The sequence below is a fragment of the Psychrobacter glaciei genome, assembly GCF_014652895.1.
Lineage (GTDB): Bacteria > Pseudomonadota > Gammaproteobacteria > Pseudomonadales > Moraxellaceae > Psychrobacter > Psychrobacter glaciei.
This window is the reverse complement of sequence record NZ_BMZR01000002.1, coordinates 64100-81469: the sequence shown is the minus strand read 5'-3', so window position 1 is coordinate 81469 and position 17370 is coordinate 64100. Positions and strand designations below refer to the sequence as shown.

Annotated in this window: 13 protein-coding genes; 10 read left to right on the top strand and 3 right to left on the bottom strand. The window is 41.9% G+C overall.

Features of this window, described 5'->3' with window-relative positions; all coding sequences use genetic code 11:
* Window positions 1–14: 14 nt before the first annotated feature.
* From IE130_RS05120 to recO, 8 genes are all read left to right on the top strand, one after another.
* Complete coding sequence (locus IE130_RS05120; protein ID WP_227676139.1) at window positions 15–2537, top strand: capsule polysaccharide biogenesis protein; 2523 nt, start codon at window positions 15–17, stop codon at window positions 2535–2537.
* Between the two features lie 156 nt (window positions 2538–2693).
* On the top strand, window positions 2694–3914 hold the full coding sequence (locus IE130_RS05115; protein WP_227676138.1) for a capsule polysaccharide biogenesis protein: 1221 nt from the start codon (window positions 2694–2696) through the stop codon (window positions 3912–3914).
* 274 nt (window positions 3915–4188) lie between these two features.
* Window positions 4189–5985, top strand: coding sequence for a translation elongation factor 4 (gene lepA / locus IE130_RS05110; RefSeq protein ID WP_189582726.1), 1797 nt, complete (start codon window positions 4189–4191; stop codon window positions 5983–5985).
* A gap of 80 nt (window positions 5986–6065) precedes the next feature.
* On the top strand, window positions 6066–6968 hold the full coding sequence (lepB, locus tag IE130_RS05105; RefSeq protein ID WP_189582723.1) for a signal peptidase I: 903 nt from the start codon (window positions 6066–6068) through the stop codon (window positions 6966–6968).
* A 174-nt stretch (window positions 6969–7142) separates the two neighbouring features.
* A complete protein-coding gene (locus IE130_RS05100; RefSeq protein WP_010201783.1) occupies window positions 7143–7538 on the top strand; it encodes a DUF4845 domain-containing protein in 396 nt (131 codons plus the stop codon).
* A 141-nt stretch (window positions 7539–7679) separates the two neighbouring features.
* Window positions 7680–8477 carry a ribonuclease III gene (rnc, locus tag IE130_RS05095; RefSeq protein ID WP_010201782.1) on the top strand — a complete coding sequence of 266 codons (798 nt, stop codon included), beginning with the start codon at window positions 7680–7682 and terminating at the stop codon, window positions 8475–8477.
* 198 nt (window positions 8478–8675) lie between these two features.
* A complete protein-coding gene (era, locus tag IE130_RS05090) occupies window positions 8676–9809 on the top strand; it encodes a GTPase Era (RefSeq protein ID WP_189582721.1) in 1134 nt (377 codons plus the stop codon).
* A gap of 47 nt (window positions 9810–9856) precedes the next feature.
* The gene (gene recO / locus IE130_RS05085) at window positions 9857–10627 is read left to right on the top strand and encodes a DNA repair protein RecO (protein ID WP_189582718.1); all 771 of its coding nucleotides are present in this window, start codon (window positions 9857–9859) and stop codon (window positions 10625–10627) included.
* A 42-nt stretch (window positions 10628–10669) separates the two neighbouring features.
* Here recO and IE130_RS05080 read toward each other — a convergent pair whose 3' ends face one another.
* Window positions 10670–11464, bottom strand: a complete 795-nt coding sequence (locus IE130_RS05080) for a GspH/FimT family pseudopilin (protein WP_227676137.1) — start codon at window positions 11462–11464, stop codon at window positions 10670–10672.
* Window positions 11465–11976: 512 nt separating this feature from the next.
* On the opposite strand from IE130_RS05080, the gene IE130_RS05075 reads away from it, so the two are divergent.
* Together IE130_RS05075 and typA are read left to right on the top strand one after the other, a co-directional pair.
* Complete coding sequence (locus IE130_RS05075; RefSeq protein WP_189582715.1) at window positions 11977–13272, top strand: OmpA family protein; 1296 nt, start codon at window positions 11977–11979, stop codon at window positions 13270–13272.
* Between the two features lie 357 nt (window positions 13273–13629).
* Window positions 13630–15477 (top strand): translational GTPase TypA, encoded by a 1848-nt coding sequence (typA, locus tag IE130_RS05070; RefSeq protein WP_010201777.1) that lies wholly within the window; start codon window positions 13630–13632, stop codon window positions 15475–15477.
* 191 nt (window positions 15478–15668) lie between these two features.
* Here typA and IE130_RS05065 read toward each other — a convergent pair whose 3' ends face one another.
* Both IE130_RS05065 and mutM read right to left on the bottom strand, forming a co-directional pair.
* The gene (locus IE130_RS05065) at window positions 15669–16109 is read right to left on the bottom strand and encodes a hypothetical protein (protein WP_189582712.1); all 441 of its coding nucleotides are present in this window, start codon (window positions 16107–16109) and stop codon (window positions 15669–15671) included.
* A gap of 307 nt (window positions 16110–16416) precedes the next feature.
* Window positions 16417–17367: a bifunctional DNA-formamidopyrimidine glycosylase/DNA-(apurinic or apyrimidinic site) lyase gene (gene mutM, locus IE130_RS05060; protein WP_189582710.1), complete on the bottom strand. Its 951-nt coding sequence runs from the start codon at window positions 17365–17367 to the stop codon at window positions 16417–16419.
* Between the last annotated feature and the right edge of the window lie 3 nt (window positions 17368–17370).

The window sequence follows — 17370 nt, the reverse complement described above, 5'->3', positions numbered from 1 at the left end:
TAAAGGTATCGAGAATGGCAAAAAGTGTAAAGCATAAGGATGAGATGCAAGGAATGTCTACCTTTGATGATGCACTATTGTCGCCATTACCGAAGCCTGAAGTATTGAAACCTGAGGTATTAAAACCCAAAGCACCAAAACGTCTGGCGGTAGTCGGTAAAGGTATGCGCCGTAATAACCTTTTATTATCGAGCGTCCTACGAGCAGACATTCAGCGTTGGTATCCTTGGTCAAGCTTGCAACAACGCCTTAATATAGGCATTGAAGCCCCTGATGCCTTTATCGGTTGGGGTCATAAGAAAAGCTATCAACGAGCACAGCATGCTGCCAAACGCCAAGATATTCCTACATTAAGTATCGAGGATGGTTTTTTACGGTCGTTAGATTCAGGGCTCAGTAGCCGCTATGGGCTGAGCGTCGTCACTGATGATATTGGTATCTACTTTGATTTAACGCAGCGCTCACGCCTTGATCAACTGATTATTGAGCGTACTAAAAAGGCTATTACGACCAATAATAAAAGTATAGATGAAGAACGCGCTCGACAACTGATGGTACGTATATGCGACGAAAAGCTTAGCAAGTACAACTCAGTTATCGATTGTCCATCATTGGACAAGTTGGCTAATGAAGCAAATCCAAATCCAAAAGAAAGCACTTTAACATCGCATGTTTTATTAATTGACCAAGTGGTTGGCGACGCGTCTATTAAAGGTGCTGGTGCGAACAAACGTCAGTTTAAGAAGATGTTAAAATCTGCATGCCGTAGTCATCCAAATGCTCATATTTGGATCAAGGCTCACCCTGCCTCAAAATCAGGATATCTGACCAATTTAAAGTTACCAAAAAACGTCCGACTATTAACTCAGGCGCTTAACCCTATCGAATTGTTAACGCAAGTTAGCGATGTTTATACCGTTAGCTCGCATATGGGCTTTGAAGCATTGATGCTTGGTAAGATAGTGCATTGCTTTGGTGTTAATTGGTATAGTGGCTGGGGACTGACCGATGACAGCGGTGCACCCAAAAATCTGCTTAAAGCGGTCGAGAAACGTCGTCAAAAACTTGCCACCAAACTACGAGAGGCTAAGGGGAATTCAACTCCTGCATTATTTCCTAAATCATTTCCTACATCATTTGCTAAAAAAATATCTGCGACGCTAGAAACGTTATTTTATAGCGCCTATATCGATTACAGTCGCTATGTAGATCCAGCCACCAAGCAAGCCTGCGAGATTGACACGGCTATTAAATGGCTAGTGACTAATCGCTATTGGCAAGGACGCCTTGAGGGTAATTTGACGGTATATGAGTTTAGCCGCTGGAAGCTGCCGTTTGTGAAGGCTTTCGTTCATCTGCCCCGTACCACTCTGTTTATAAAACCCAAACCACGCCTCAAGAATTTGCTGCACCCTGATCACTTACGCGTCAATTATCAGCAACCGCTATTAGTATGGGGTTTAGCGAAGCGTCAACAAATACAAAAAAAACTACAGGCCAAGCTTTCCAAGCAACAGCATTTACAGATGCCATCTATTTACTGCATGGAAGACGGGTTTATTCGCTCAAACGGTTTGGGTGCGACCTTGCTGGCGCCATTGTCAGTGGTTATAGACAAGCAAGGTATCTACTATGACGCGACGCAGCCGTCAGATTTGGAAACATTATTACGTCATTGTCAGGCGATGAGCCCACAGCAAAGTAGGCGTATAAAACAACTTCAAGATAAGTTGCTTAGTCAGCGGGTGAGTAAATACAATGTTGGGACCGATATCGGTAATGCTGATAGCCAGCATACTTCTTGGGTACATAATGCAAAGGTATCTGGAAAACACCGCATTCTTATCGTTGGACAAGTCGAAGATGATTTATCGGTGCAATATTGTGGTTCAGAAATTAAGACCAATAGCGGCTTGATTGAGCGTGTACAGCGAGACAATCCAGAGGCTTATCTGATTTACAAGCCTCATCCAGATGTTGAGGCGGGATTGCGCGTAGGTAAGGTAGGAGAGGCGCATCTAAAACAAGTTCAAGCGGTCGCTTATGATACAGCGATGCCGGACTGTTTAGAGGGTGTCGACGAGGTGCATACCATGAGTTCATTGACGGGATTTGAAGCCTTGTTACGTGGCTTAAAAGTGACTTGCTACGGTTTACCGTTTTATGCAGGCTGGGGCCTAACGACTGATATTGATGCACAGCTACCATTAAAAGCTGAGTATCTAAGCAGGCGCAAACGAGACACAGCATTGACACTTGAACAACTGCTGCATTGCACGTTGATAGACTATCCTTTATATCGACTTCCCGATGGTTATGGGCTGGCGCAAGTTGAGCAAGTCATTGATTACTTGTACCCGCCAAAAAATAACGCTTTTGCCGCAACTCAAAATGAAATAAATAATAATTCGGTCAAAACAATCTCTATTTCTAAGAAACTTTCAGCCGTACCCAGTCAGTTGAAGCGCCAAGCTGCCACCCGTTTTATGCAGCAGCGTCATCAATGGCAGCAGCGTCTACGTAGCGTGCTTCGTTAATTTGCTCTAAACACGTGATGTAAAACCACTGCGACAAGTATGGGCTTTTTCGGTATAATCATTGATAATTAATGTCTATTCACGCGGTTTAACGACCACTCTTGCTTTGCTCTTTTATCCTTCAATTAATGGTAATTCAATACTATGGCAGCTTCGATGTCTCATTTGCTTACTCATCGACACGTTTTGCTGTTACAGGGAAAGATGGGCGGATTTTTTGACCGTTTTTCTACATTTTTGCAAACTCAAAATATTCAAGTGAGTAAAGTAAACTTTAATGCAGGCGATGCTTTTTTTTATAGCCATCCCAATACGCATGAATATACGGGTACTTTGGCGCACTTTTCATCTTGGTTGCAGGTTTTTATTGCTGAGCATAATATTGATGCGATTGTATGTTTTGGCGACTGTCGCCCACATCATACGCAAGCGTCCTGTATCAGTGAAAAATTAGGCACCTCATTTTTTGTGTTTGAAGAAGGCTATTTACGACCTGATTATATTACCTTGCAAGAGTATGGTATTAATGGCTATTCACGCTTAAATACTGAAGATATTAAAGCGCTCAAAAAGGCCAATGACCATCCAATCTATACGCACAATCGCTTTTATCGGCTAAGTATTGCCGCTATTGTTTATTATATTATCGCTTGGCTATACAAAAGCCGCTATCCGCATTATTCACATTACCGTGGCATGACGGCATGGCAAGAGGCAATCGCGTGGCTCAAAGCGCCATGGCGTAAATTGCGAGGGTATTTACCTGATAAACAACTACAAAAGAGGCTGACCAATCAAGAAAGTGATAATTATTTCTTGATCAGCTTACAAGTCCATAATGACTCGCAGATTACCCATCATAGTGATTATCATGACATAGTACAGTTTATTGATGAAGCCATTGCAAGCTTTGCAAGTCATGCGAATCAGACACAGTTATTGGTATTTAAACACCATCCCTTAGATCGTGGTCATCGAGACTATCGTGAATTGGTCTCCAGTTTAGCCACACGCTATCAGGTCAGTCACCGCGTTTTTTATGGCTGCGATATGCATCTACCAACCTTGATGAAGCATAGTATCGGCATGGTGACGATTAACAGTACAACAGGATTGCAGTCGGTATACCACAAAAAACCTACTAAGGTGATGGGTCGGGCGATTTACGACACCCCAAAACTGACCGACCCAAAGCCGCTTGATGATTTTTGGCAGCATCCTAAAGACCCAGACAATGAGTTCTATTTAAGATTCCGTGAGTATCTGATCGAGCAGACACAAATCAATGGGGCTTTTTATGGTCGATCGCCATGGATGTACAAATATCTAAAGCAAACAAATAGAGACACCAGCGCAATCTCTGATACGGCTAAATAGCTCATCAAGCAGGAGTTGGCTATCAATGTTCTTTGATTCATTACAGCGTTTAACGTTGCGTTATAAAAAGCTAAATTAAGCGCTTATTTAACCATTAACGCTATTCAGTCGTTAGTGTCAGCAGCCATTCCAATTCCTACTAATAAAATCGCCTTACTTTACAGTGGAAAACTGCTAGAATACCTGCATATATCGGTACGTCGCAGCAATGGATGTTATAGCCCTTTTTGCGAACCGATCATTATTCTATCACCCTTAATTTAGTAGGCGCTTTGTGACTGCATTAGCCAATATTCGTAACTTTTCTATCATTGCCCACATTGATCATGGCAAATCGACCCTTGCCGATCGTTTCATTCAAATGTGCGGTGCCTTGCAAGACCGTGAAATGCAGGCGCAAGTACTCGACTCAATGGATATTGAGCGTGAGCGTGGTATCACCATCAAAGCGCAGTCAGTGACTTTGTTTTATGACCACCCAAATGGCGAGCGCTATCAGCTCAACTTTATTGATACGCCAGGCCACGTTGATTTCTCTTACGAAGTCTCGCGTTCATTGGCTGCCTGTGAAGGGGCGCTATTGGTCGTAGATGCGGCGCAAGGCGTGGAAGCACAATCGGTCGCTAACTGCTATACCGCAGTCGATCAAGGCTTAGAAGTGATGGCAGTTTTAAACAAAATTGACCTACCACAAGTTGAGCCTGAGCGTGTTATTCAAGAGATTGAAGACATCATTGGTATCGATGCTGTCGATGCCCCACGTGTATCAGCGAAATCTGGTCTTGGTGTGGATAAATTACTAGAGGCTTTGGTTGCTTTTATTCCCGCACCCACCGGTGACCGTGAAGCCCCGCTACAGGCGTTGATTATTGACTCATGGTTTGACAATTATTTGGGTGTGGTCTCTTTAGTACGTGTGCGTCAAGGAACCATACGTAAAGGTGACAAGCTCTATATCAAGTCCACCAAAGAGGCGCACTTGGTCGGCTCTATCGGTGTTTTCACACCAAAACCTCTAGATACGGGTGTTTTGGAAGCTGGTGAAGTTGGCTTTATTATTGCCGGGATTAAAGATATTGCTGGTGCGCCCGTTGGTGATACGATTACCCATGCCAAAACGCCTGATGTTGATCGTATTCCTGGATTTAAGCAGGTAACGCCGCAAGTCTATGCCGGTATGTTCCCTGTCGAATCTACTGACTTCGAAAAATTTCGTGAAGCGTTGCAAAAATTGCAAATTAACGATGCCTCGTTGTTTTTTGAGCCAGATACCTCAGATGCGCTTGGTTTTGGTTTCCGTTGCGGCTTTCTGGGTATGCTGCACATGGAGATTATCCAAGAGCGCCTAGAGCGTGAGTATGACTTGGATCTCATCACCACGGCACCGTCGGTTATTTATGAGATTGTAAAAAAAGATGGCAGTATTATTTATGTCGATAACCCGTCAAGACTGCCTGAACCTAATAACATTGAAGAGTTTCGTGAGCCGATCGCCCGCTGTCAGATTTTAGTACCGCAAGATTATTTGGGTAACGTTATGACGCTATGTATTGAGCGTCGCGGCGTCCAAGTTGATATGCGCTTTATGGGACGTCAAGTTCAGCTGATATTTGATATTCCGATGGGCGAGGTGGTGATGGATTTCTTTGATCGCCTAAAGTCTGTGTCACGTGGATTTGCCTCGCTTGATTATAACTTTGAACGTTACCAAGTCGACAAGCTGGTCAAAATAGATGTGCTGATTAACGGCGACAAAGTCGACGCCCTAGCCATGATTGTGCACGAAACCCAGTCTCGTTACCGTGGTAATGCGCTTGTTACTAAAATGAAAGAATTGATACCACGCCAAATGTTTGATGTAGCGATTCAGGCTGCTATTGGCAGTCAAATCATTGGACGTAGCACTGTCAAAGCCATGCGTAAAGATGTATTGGCCAAGTGTTATGGTGGTGATGTTTCTCGTAAAAAGAAACTGCTGTCCAAACAAAAAGCAGGTAAAAAACGCATGAAGCAAGTGGGTAATGTGGAAATTCCACAAGAAGCCTTTTTAGCAGTATTGCAAGTCGATTAAGATATTGACATACGTATAATCATCGCTAGTCTTATAAATTAAAATAGTCAGATAAGCAGCTCGTTAATAGGCAATTTAGTATGGATTTCGATTTTAATTTGATTTTAGTGCCATTAACTATTGGCTTGGGTATTATTTGGCTATTAGATAAGCTAGCGTTTAAACAGCGCAAAACACGTGGTCGCGGTCAAGAGAGCTTATTGGTACGCTGGGCTTATGATTTTTTCCCTGTATTGGCAGTGGTATTAATAGTGCGCTCATTTTTGATTGAGCCTTTTAATATCCCATCATCTTCTATGGTGCCGACGTTATATACAGGCGACTTTATTGCGGTCAACAAGTATGCCTACGGCGTGCGTTTACCACTGACTTATAATAAAGTATTGGATACAGGCGCGCCTGAACATGGCGATGTGGCCGTATTTCGTTACCCAGAAAACCCAAGTATTTATTATATCAAGCGCGTCATTGGCTTACCGGGTGATACGGTCAGCTATGATCAAGGCACGCTTGCTATCAATGACGTACCGGTAGCAACCAAATCAATCGATTTTGATGCCAATGCTGAGCTTACTGCACAGCTGTATCCCCCAGGACAAATTGCACCAGGGCAAGTACTTACGGAAGAAAACGCTGCAGCAATGGGTCAACAAGAAGAAGGTGAGGCGCAATATTTTCAAGAAACACAAGGTGAGCATGAGCATCTCGTTCGCTACTTGAATGGTATGAATAGTTCGCAGTACGGGCCGTTTTTGCAGCAGCAGTCACCAGAAGTGGTTAGCTCAGAAGGGAACGAGTGGCGTATTACGGTTCCTGAAGGTAATTACTTTGTGATGGGTGATAACCGTGATCGCAGTGCTGACGGTCGCTTTTGGGGCTTTGTCCCTGATGAAAACCTAGCAGGCAAGGCCGTTTATATTTGGATGCATAAGCCACCCGGTCTCAACGTACCCACCTTTTCGCGTAATGGCTCTATTGATTAAAGTCATGGAACAACAGCGTGTTTATTTATAGACAATAGTTTCGTGCTACTATTATGATGATCCGATAATGTTAAATATCCAATCATTGTGACTGTCTAATAGTTTAATAAATGGATACTTAGTGTTATTGAGGTATCTAATAAAAATATAGCAATTTACCCGTTGAGAGGTGTTATGGTGCAGCAGTTATCTGGTTTGTCTACCCAGCGCGGCGCTAGCGTGACTAGCATTGTATTATTTATCATTGTTCTCGGTATTGCTGTCAAGTTGATGATTGCTATTGTACCAGCACAGATCGGTGATTATCAGCTGACTAAGCTTTTAGGAATGGAGCTTAAAGAAGCCAATGACAAAGGTGAGACGGCCAAGCAATTCGTCGAGCGTGTGAATCGGCAGTTATCTATCAATGCTGATTATGATACCAATGCAGAAGACGTGTTTACTTTCACTAATAAAAAGACGGGTCAGCTAGCTATCTATAAGAAATACGAACAAACCAATAACCTTTTCGGTAATGTCGATATTGTCAATCGCTTCGAAGGTGATATTGACGCAACCATGGCAGAGTAGCCTGAATGAGTGTATAGCTCATTTCTTATTTATTCGTCAAACATAATTTACGACCATATTTTTTTATTAACTAATCGTTATTAACCAGTCATTATTAACCAATTACCTCAGTAAAACAAAAGGGATAACCACAAGCCACGCATGAAACCAACTTCGCAGCACTCTCAGGCGGTTCCTACTCCCCAAACAAATAACACGTCTGTCGACACGCTTATTGTTAGCTCAGAATTCATCCAACGCTTGGCCATATTAACGCGCAAGCTGGGTTATGTGTTTAATAATCTAACACTTCCCAAGCTGGCACTGACTCATCGCTCGTTTGATAGCAAAAAAAACTACGAGCGCTTAGAGTTTTTGGGCGATGCACTATTGGGTATGATTGTGGGTGAGGCTCTATATCATCGTTATCCCAGTCAAAACGAAGGGCGTTTGACGCGTATGCGTGCCACTTTGGTACGCCAAGAATCGCTGGTCATCATTGCTCAAAATCTAGAGCTTTCCAATCATTTGATACTAGGGATAGGTGAGCGTAAAGGTGGTGGTCGTAATCGTGCTTCTATATTAGCAGATGCCGTAGAGTCGCTGATTGGTGCTATCTACTTAGACAGTCAGGATATGACTATTACTCGTGATTGCGTGCTCTCATGGTATGGAGACCTGATTGATAATGTCAATGACCAGAAAGCTCTAAAAGATGCTAAGAGCCGCTTGCAAGAATGGCTACAATCTAAGCAATTTGATTTGCCGCATTATGAGCTGATGGAAACCCGTGGCAATGCACCGCATCAAATTTTTGTGGTGCGCTGTCAGGTAAACATTAGTAACTGCCCTGATATTACTGAATCGGGTGAGAGTCGCCGTATTGCTGAACAAAAAGCAGCAGAGCTGATGATTAATCAGCTGCATAAGCTCCCAAGCTTGCCTAAAACTCGCTCGTAATCTAGATATCCCAAGCATGTTCTAACCAAAAAATGAATTTATAATATTTTTTAAGTAAGGGTTATTTTTAAATAATACTTATTTTAAAACCGCAAATATTCTCAAGCCGAGCATGGTGCTGCTATCTTATTTGATACTACTTTATTTTAGATAGCAGTAAAACTGTTGAGCTGATGATAAACCCCACAGGATAAACCTATGAGCAATCATACTGACTTGCCATCAAACAATGAAGATAATACCAACGCTATGACCCAAAAAACAGACGTAAAACCAATACTAGAAAATGCTGAATTAAAAAGTGCTGACTTAAATTCCGAGCACTCAGAAAATAATGAGGCAGAAAGCAACGATGTAGAAAATGATCTGGCCATCGAAGAGTTTTTCTCGCCAAATAATAGTGCGAGTATGGCTGATGATTTTAAAGCTGGCTATGTGGCAATCGTTGGACGTCCAAACGTGGGTAAGTCGACCTTGATGAACCATTTATTGGGTCAAAAATTATCCATTACATCACGTAAACCGCAAACGACTCGTCACCGCATCCACGGTATTTTGTCCAATCATGAAATGCAGGCAGTATTCGTTGACACACCAGGTATTCATCGCAATGAAGTACGTGCTATTAATGAGCGTATGAATAAAGCCGCAGTATCTGCATTAGTAGATGTTGATTTGGTATTATTCGTTGTTGATTCAGATCAATGGCGTGATGATGATTTGTTAGTTTTACAAAAGCTTGGCGATACTAATCTAACTGTAGTTTTAGTGATTAATAAAGCGGATACCTTAAAGGACAAAGGCAGTGTTTTACCGCTGATGGAAACCTTTAATGACAGCTTTGATTTTGCCGACATCGTACCAGTATCTGCTTTGAAAAACCAAAACTTAGATCGCCTGCAAGAAGTAATCGCCTCACATCTACCTATTGCTGCCCCTATTTATGATACCGAGCAAATCACTGATCGCTCAGAGCGTTTCTTAGCCAGTGAAATTATCCGCGAAAAAATCATGCGTAGCGCCGGTGACGAAGTCCCATATGACTTAACGGTACAGATTGATGGGTTCAAAGATGAGCCTGCGCACACTGATCCAAAAACAGGGCGTCCACGTAAGGCTTGTACCTTTATTGATGCAACTATCTACGTCGAGCGTAGTGGTCAAAAAGCCATTGTCATCGGTGATAAAGGTCAACGCATCAAGCAAGTGGGTATGGATGCTCGTAAAGACATGGAGCAGTTGTTTGATAAAAAAATTATGCTGACACTGTGGGTGAAAGTGAAACGTGGTTGGTCTGATGACGAACGTGCATTGACCAGTTTGGGCTATTAATAGCGATTAAAATTAGCCTTTTATAATCAGCGCTGAGGTAATGATAGATGCGTAATGAAGCATTGATTGGTTATTTGTTACACCAGCGCCCTTATCAAGAAAAACGTGCCTTATACTATTTATTTTCTCAGCAGCATGGTGTCATACATGGGATTGGTAAAAAAGGCGCGCCTTTATTTATGCCTTTACAACTGTTTGCCACGGGTAAGCGGGATTTAAAGACATTCAGTCAGATTAATATTGCACCTCAGCATGTCGTACAGACAGACGTGCTTCCAGAAGACGATGCCGCGAAAACGTTAAAAGCCGTTCCCTACGAAAACATCACTGGTCAACATCAATATGCTGCCTTGTATCTAAACGAAATACTATGGCGCTTATTGCCCACCGAAGATCCGATGCCAAAACTATGGCAACATTACCAAGACAGTTTAGATAGGCTAAAACAGCCATTGACGGCTAATGAGCTGCGCTTGTGTTTGCGGCAGTTTGAGCAGTATCTATTTAACGAATTGGGTTTTGCCTTGACACTAACGCAGGATAATGTTCAAGATAGTATCGAGCCTCAGAGTATTTATCGATTCTTACCCGATGCCGGTTTGGTGCCGATTGTGCAAGGTGAGTTTTTAGAAAGTGCTGATATGGGGCGAGCCGTTTTTGAGGGTAGTGAGATAGTGATAATGGTGGAGCAAGGAATAAGCGATGTCACACTTAATGCTTGGTCGCGTTTGCATCGACAACTGATTGACCACCTCCTAGATTATCAGCCGCTACAAAGTCGCTTGCTTTGGCAGCAGCAACAGCGCTATCAGTTATAGCTAAAGTATGAAAAAATTTAAAAGCTTTAACCTCAAAGCATGTTAGTCACCACACCCAGTCGGATGGCTGTCATTAGGCTTAAAAGTAATATTGGCGCCTTGACTGAATGATATTTGATACATCACCTGGCTGTATGTAGAGTTTGCACAATACTTAAAATGCCCAAAATGCCCGCGTGGTTTACCGCTATCACCATAAAATTTGACGTAACGACGTTTTCCTGCACGCAGATGCAAAGTGCCATATTTAGGGTTTAAGGTTTGTTCTTCTAACAAATCGTCTGTCCCTTTATCAAAATTCTGGTTATCGTTGTTATCTACAAAGAGCAACAAGGTTTTATTACTGTTTTTATGACATAAACCATTGCCGTCCGACAAACACACTAATAAGTTTTGGCGACGAATGACACTTTCCGCTTTCGCTAATTTTAGCGTGTCTGTTATTCCGTACCTGATACGCTGAGCTTCCATGCGTGCCAATTGTGTCAAGATAGCGGGTGCGGCAATCATCATGATAATTGCTAATACTGCTACGGTCACCATGAGCTCTATTAATGTAAAGCCATTTTGATGTGAGTGTTTAAAAACGCGCTTATCGAGTGTGGATTTCTCGTTTAAGATAGTCTGTTCAGTGCTTATAGAGCAAATCTTTGGCGCTTGCATCATGACGGCTGGATTAGTAAGCTTATTTCTACCCAAAACCAATTTAAGTAAACTACATGCAGATAGTTGTTGGTAATTTGACGATATTTTATATACTATAGCCATAGGATTATTACTTGTAACAAATAATGTATTTGACTCTATGTCAGAATGCGTGTGTCTGATAGCTGTCATTCAAGTCCTTAAATATTCTCGTCAATAATATTTAGGTTGCTGAGATATTAATCATTCTATGTACTTATCATTTTAGCCAAAGATAAAAATTAGATTAATGTTTGTTATTACAATATAAACAGAATATATGTCTACTGTCAAAAAATGTTTCAATTAGTGAATAGGTAGTTTTAACAATAGAGAAAAAGTACCAGTTGTATTAAAATACCCTCAACCAACAGAGACACTTCGGTTGAAAGTCTATTGCGAGCTCATACATAAAAGGCAAAAAACGTAAGGTGTGTTTGTTCTCAGTAACTCAAGCTGGTTATTGTGTTTTAGTTACGACATTATCGTGTAATAATGTGTAGCTCGTTAACGAAAAAAGTTGTAAACTGAATCGATAATCGCTAAGCTACTTCTAAATTAGTTTTGCTTTGTCATTTAAAATTCGTAAAAGATGTCTATTCTGGAGCATCTTGAGAAGTGGTTTTGCTTAACGCATCACTAAAATTATCCTTTGGAGGAAGTCCATGAAATTGAATAAAATCGCTCTAGCTCTGGTTGCCGTAGCAGCTGCGCCTCTAGCAGCTAACGCTGGCGTTACTATTAGCCCATTGTTACTTGGTTATCATGTTACTGACGATATCAGTGATACAGCTGACAAACAGCGTGAAATCCTACGTACTGGTAAAAACCTTTATGAAGATGCCAATGGCAATCAAATCGGTGACGGCTCACGTGGTAACAGCAACGGCGGCATCGCTAAAGAAAGTGGTTTATATACTGGTGCTGCACTAGGTATTGAACTAACTCCTTCTACTCAGTTCCAAGTAGAGTATGGTGTGTCAAATACGAATGGCGAAGCGTCTGAAGATTCTGCAGATGCTGGTATCAACCGTTTTGACGTTGAACAAACCATGATCTCTGGTAACTTCTTAATCGGTACTGAAGAATTTACTGGTTATACTGATGGCGCACTTAAGCCTTATGTATTAGTTGGTGCTGGTCAGTCTAAAATCGAAGTAGAAAACCAAGAACAGTATGACGACTCTAACGGTAATACAGTTACTGCTGGTACTGAAGTATCAAGCTCAAAAGACACTATCGGTAACCTAGGTCTAGGTGCTATGTATCGCATCAACGACGCGTTAAGCCTACGTGGTGAAGCTCGTGCGATTCATAACTTCGACAACAACTGGTGGGAAGGCATGGCTCTAGCCGGTCTAGAAGTTGTACTTGGTGGCCATTTAGCACCTACAGTAGCTGTTCCTCCAATGGAAGAGCCTATGGTTGATACTGCACCAATCGTTATTGTTGAATCTGATCTTGATTCTGACGGTGATGGCGTACCTGATAGCATCGATGCATGCCCAGGCACTCCAATGAATGTTGTTGTTGATGAGCGTGGTTGCCCAGTACCAGTAGATATTACTGACGAACTGAAAATGGAACTTCGTGTATTCTTTGATAACGACAAATCAGCTATCAAAAACCAGTACAAGCCTGAAATCGCTAAAGTAGCAGAGAAAATGCGTGAGTATCCTAACTCAACTGCACGCGTAGAAGGTCATGCTTCTAAAACTGGTCCTTCAGCACGTTACAACCAACGTCTGTCTGAAGCCCGTGCTGTTGCTGTGAAGTCTATGTTGACTAACGAATTTGGTATTGCTCCAAACCGTCTATCAACAGTTGGTTATGGTTATGACCAACCAATCGCACCAAACGACACTGAAGAAGGTCGCGCTATGAACCGTCGTGTTTATGCCATCATTACTGGTGACAAAACTATGACTGTTGAACAAACTAAAGATATGGTTGTTCAGTAAATAATAGCTAGATAGTTATCTTCTAAGCTATATCGTTACAAAAAAAGCCACCCAATGGGTGGCTTTTTTTTATTTATGTACTGAGAAAAGTAAGTTATTACATAAATTTATCGTGCAATAATGTTATACTATCGACCCAAACACTTTGTAGATTGACAAAGTGTACATTAGCATAGCTATCTGTACGATGGATTTTCCAGCATAGGTATTTGATTTTACTACTATTAATTAAATGAATTCACCTATTGTGTACTCATTTACAAGTCCTGTAGTCATATCTCTCTGGTTGATGGTAAAAGTTTATCCAGCGGTGCTTACTGCTACTGCATTTTTTTTAAGACGAAAAGAGCATTTTATATGGCGAACGATATCAAACACCTGCGTAACATCGCAATTATTGCCCACGTTGATCACGGTAAGACAACTTTGGTTGATAAACTATTACATCAATCTGGCACTTTTGGCGATCGTGCAAACATTGCTGAACGTGCAATGGATTCAGGCGATATTGAGCAAGAACGTGGCATTACCATTTTGGCCAAAAACACAGCTATTCGCTGGACAGATAAATCTTCGGATACAGAGTATCGCATCAACATCGTTGACACCCCAGGTCACGCCGATTTTGGTGGTGAAGTTGAGCGTGTCATGTCGATGGTTGACTGCGTACTTCTAGTGGTTGATGCTGTTGATGGTCCAATGCCACAGACTCGTTTCGTAACGCAAAAAGCGTTCGAGCAAGGTCTAAAGCCTATTGTTGTTATCAACAAAATTGACCGTCCTGGTTCGCGTCCTGATTGGGTAATGGATCAAATTTTTGATTTGTTCGATAACCTAGGCGCAACTGATGAGCAGCTTGATTTCCCAGTTGTTTATGCATCAGCATTGAATGGTATTGCGGGTTTAGAAGCTGATGATTTAGCTGATGATATGACGCCACTGTTCAAAACAATCGTTGATGTTGTGCAGCCACCACAAGTGGATGCAGATGCACCGTTCCGCATGCAAATCTCAAGCCTTGACTTCAATAGCTTCGTTGGTGTCATCGGTATTGGTCGTATCCAGCGTGGTAAAGTTAAACTTAATACGCAAGTAACTGTTATTGATAAGCATGGCAACACGCGTAATGGCCGTATTCTAAAAATCATGGGCTATCATGGTCTTGATCGTATTGATGTTGAAGATGCACAAGCTGGTGATATCGTTTGTATCACTGGTATTGATGCACTTAATATCTCAGATACGATTTGTGATCCAGCTAACGTTGAAGCATTACCAGCACTAACGGTTGATGAACCAACCGTATCAATGAACTTCCAAGTAAACAACTCACCGTTTGCTGGTCGTGATGGTAAGTTTGTGACTTCACGTAATATTCGTGAGCGTCTTGAGCGTGAATTGATTCATAACGTTGCACTACGTGTAGAAGACACTGAGTCTCCTGATAAATTTAAAGTATCAGGTCGCGGTGAGCTTCACTTATCTGTACTTATCGAAAACATGCGCCGTGAAGGTTTTGAGATGGGTGTTTCAGGCCCAGAAGTTATCGTTAAAGAAGTTGACGGTAAATTACAAGAGCCGTATGAAAACGTTGTGTTCGATATTGAAGATGAGCATCAAGGTTCTATCATGGAGCAGGTTGGTCTACGCAAAGGCGAGATGACTAACATGGAACTTGATGGCAAAGGTCGTATGCGTATTGAAGCAACTATGCCAGCACGTGGTTTGATCGGTTTCCGTTCTGAATTCTTGACCTTAACATCAGGTTCAGGAATCATGACGTCAAGCTTCTCACATTATGGTCCACAGAAAATTGGTGATGTTGGTGGCCGCTCTAACGGTGTACTCGTTTCTATGGCTAAAGGTGTTTGCCTAGGCTTTGCATTGTTCAACTTGCAAAAGCGCGGTAAATTATTTGCTGAGCCACAGCTTGAAGTATATGAAGGTATGATCGTTGGTCTTAACTCACGTAACGATGATATGGCTGTTAACCCAACGACTGCTAAACAGTTAACTAACGTTCGCGCTAGTGGTACTGATGAAGCATTGACGTTGACTCCAGCAGTTAAGTTTACGCTTGAACAAGCACTTGAGTTCATCCAAGATGACGAATTGGTTGAAGTAACACCTAAAGCGATTCGTCTACGTAAGCGTTACTTGACTGAAAGTGAGCGTAAGCGTCATGGTCGTAAGAAAGGTGCTTAGTAGCTTATATTAGTACCAATAAATTTCTAAAAAAAAGGCTAACATCATGTTAGCCTTTTTTATTGTCGGTCTATAAATAATTGTTAGGAGTAATTAGTTGGCAGTAAGTAGTAATTAGACAGTGTTGAAATAAATTTGAATATTTAGCAGATGCTCATCTTGTAGAATGATCGCTTGATGGAGTGATTGTCTTAAGGGGTAACTATCACATAATCATTTGTATTGATCAAAATCTCTGACGGTTGATCAACGACAATACGTACGATATTGTTATCGCTGACTTGTGACTTATAGTAGTTGTCTTCGGCAACCGTACAGCCTAAACACCGTCCCATCGCATCCCAAGGCTCTACAAATAGCTTCTGCTGAGCTTGATCCGCGTTACCACCGATTAGAGAAAAAGGCAGGCTGACAATATAAGCTGCCGTACCAGCCACGGCAGTCACTAAACCCAGTGGCTTGCCAACGATAGTATCTACTGCCATAGTGCCATAAGAAGGCCCAAAGTCATCTTCATCTATTTCTATCGCTGCCAAAGCAGGTTGCATACTGGCCACAATCAAGCTTACGCTTGTAATCAGGGTAAAAATTTTGCGCTTGACGGTGCGCTGTGTATGGGCTTTAACAGTCATAATGATATCCTAAAACTCGTAAGCAGTATAATGGATGGCTGCTGCTATTTTCATACAGAGACAATTTCCCTATACAAGCAATGCGGCAACGATAAATAGATTAATTATTACAGATAAATAAATGGTTTGCACTATTTATGTAAGCTCTTTCACTATTAAAGCAAGACGTAGGCCAATAAGCAACAAAAATGCGTGTGATAAAGCCACGGTAATCATCAATCTTACTCACCTTAAAAAATATTTTCTACTGTATCAGTGAGGCTTGATAGCATTAATACTTATCAAGTATGTCGTAGCATTTCTCTTACTACGCTAAGGGCTGGCAGTTGGGGCAGTAAACGCTAGCACGTCCATTTAGCTTGATATTTTCTAGCGTCGTTTGACAGTGTGGACAAGCTTCACCCTGTCTACCATAGACATTTAGAGTCTGTTGAAAATATCCGGTTTGCCCGCTAGCGACCGTGAAATCTCGTAAGGTCGAGCCACCAAGCGCTATCGCTTTTTGTAGAATGGTTTTAATATGATCGACCAAAATAACAATATCATCATACGATAATTGATGAGCAGGGGTCGCAGGATGAATCCCTGATAGATACAGGCTTTCGGTCGCGTATATATTGCCAACGCCAACGACCACTTGCTGTTCCATAATGACGGATTTGATGGCTCGCATGATTGGCCGCTTTTTCGATTTTGCTTTACTCGCTGTTTTTTTACCAGCCGTAGTTTCAATGGCGGTTTTATCAGATAGATCCGTGCGTTGGATGAGCTGATACAAGTAATCAGCAGTGAATTCCTCTGATAAAGGCTCAGTACCCAAGTGATCTAACAGCTTAGCACCATAATCCTCATGCCACAGCACCGAGCCAAAGCGTCTAGGATCATGATAGTGTAATTGTACTTGCTTTTTATCAGTGCTACCAAATACCATCACCAAATGGTCATGTTTTCGCTTCTCTGTACCCTTACTGTGCTGCTGTAAACTACCGGACATACCCAAATGAATGAGAAGCTGCCGCGGTGCCAATGTAGCAAGCTCAGCAGTAGCGTTATTCTTAGATAAGGGAGGTAAAAATTCTAATATCAAATACTTCGCTCGTCGCTCGATGCTGCCTAAGGTATAACCATCCAAGGCATCTAAGTCGTCAGGCATAGACCAACGCAGCTTTGGCTGGAATACTTTTACATCAATCACTTGTTGCCCCAATAAAGGGGTTAAGCTGGTTTTGGTTGTTTCTACTTCAGGCAATTCAGGCATAGT

Coding starts and splice junctions, on each gene's coding strand:
- IE130_RS05120 (WP_227676139.1), top strand. CDS start 15: ATGGCAAAAAGTGTAAAGCATAAGGATGAGATGCAAGGAATGTCTACC.
- IE130_RS05115 (WP_227676138.1), top strand. CDS start 2,694: ATGTCTCATTTGCTTACTCATCGACACGTTTTGCTGTTACAGGGAAAG.
- lepB (WP_189582723.1), top strand. CDS start 6,066: ATGGATTTCGATTTTAATTTGATTTTAGTGCCATTAACTATTGGCTTG.
- IE130_RS05100 (WP_010201783.1), top strand. CDS start 7,143: ATGGTGCAGCAGTTATCTGGTTTGTCTACCCAGCGCGGCGCTAGCGTG.
- rnc (WP_010201782.1), top strand. CDS start 7,680: ATGAAACCAACTTCGCAGCACTCTCAGGCGGTTCCTACTCCCCAAACA.
- era (WP_189582721.1), top strand. CDS start 8,676: ATGAGCAATCATACTGACTTGCCATCAAACAATGAAGATAATACCAAC.
- recO (WP_189582718.1), top strand. CDS start 9,857: ATGCGTAATGAAGCATTGATTGGTTATTTGTTACACCAGCGCCCTTAT.
- IE130_RS05080 (WP_227676137.1), bottom strand. CDS start 11,464: ATGACAGCTATCAGACACACGCATTCTGACATAGAGTCAAATACATTA.
- IE130_RS05075 (WP_189582715.1), top strand. CDS start 11,977: ATGAAATTGAATAAAATCGCTCTAGCTCTGGTTGCCGTAGCAGCTGCG.
- typA (WP_010201777.1), top strand. CDS start 13,630: ATGGCGAACGATATCAAACACCTGCGTAACATCGCAATTATTGCCCAC.
- IE130_RS05065 (WP_189582712.1), bottom strand. CDS start 16,109: ATGACTGTTAAAGCCCATACACAGCGCACCGTCAAGCGCAAAATTTTT.
- mutM (WP_189582710.1), bottom strand. CDS start 17,367: ATGCCTGAATTGCCTGAAGTAGAAACAACCAAAACCAGCTTAACCCCT.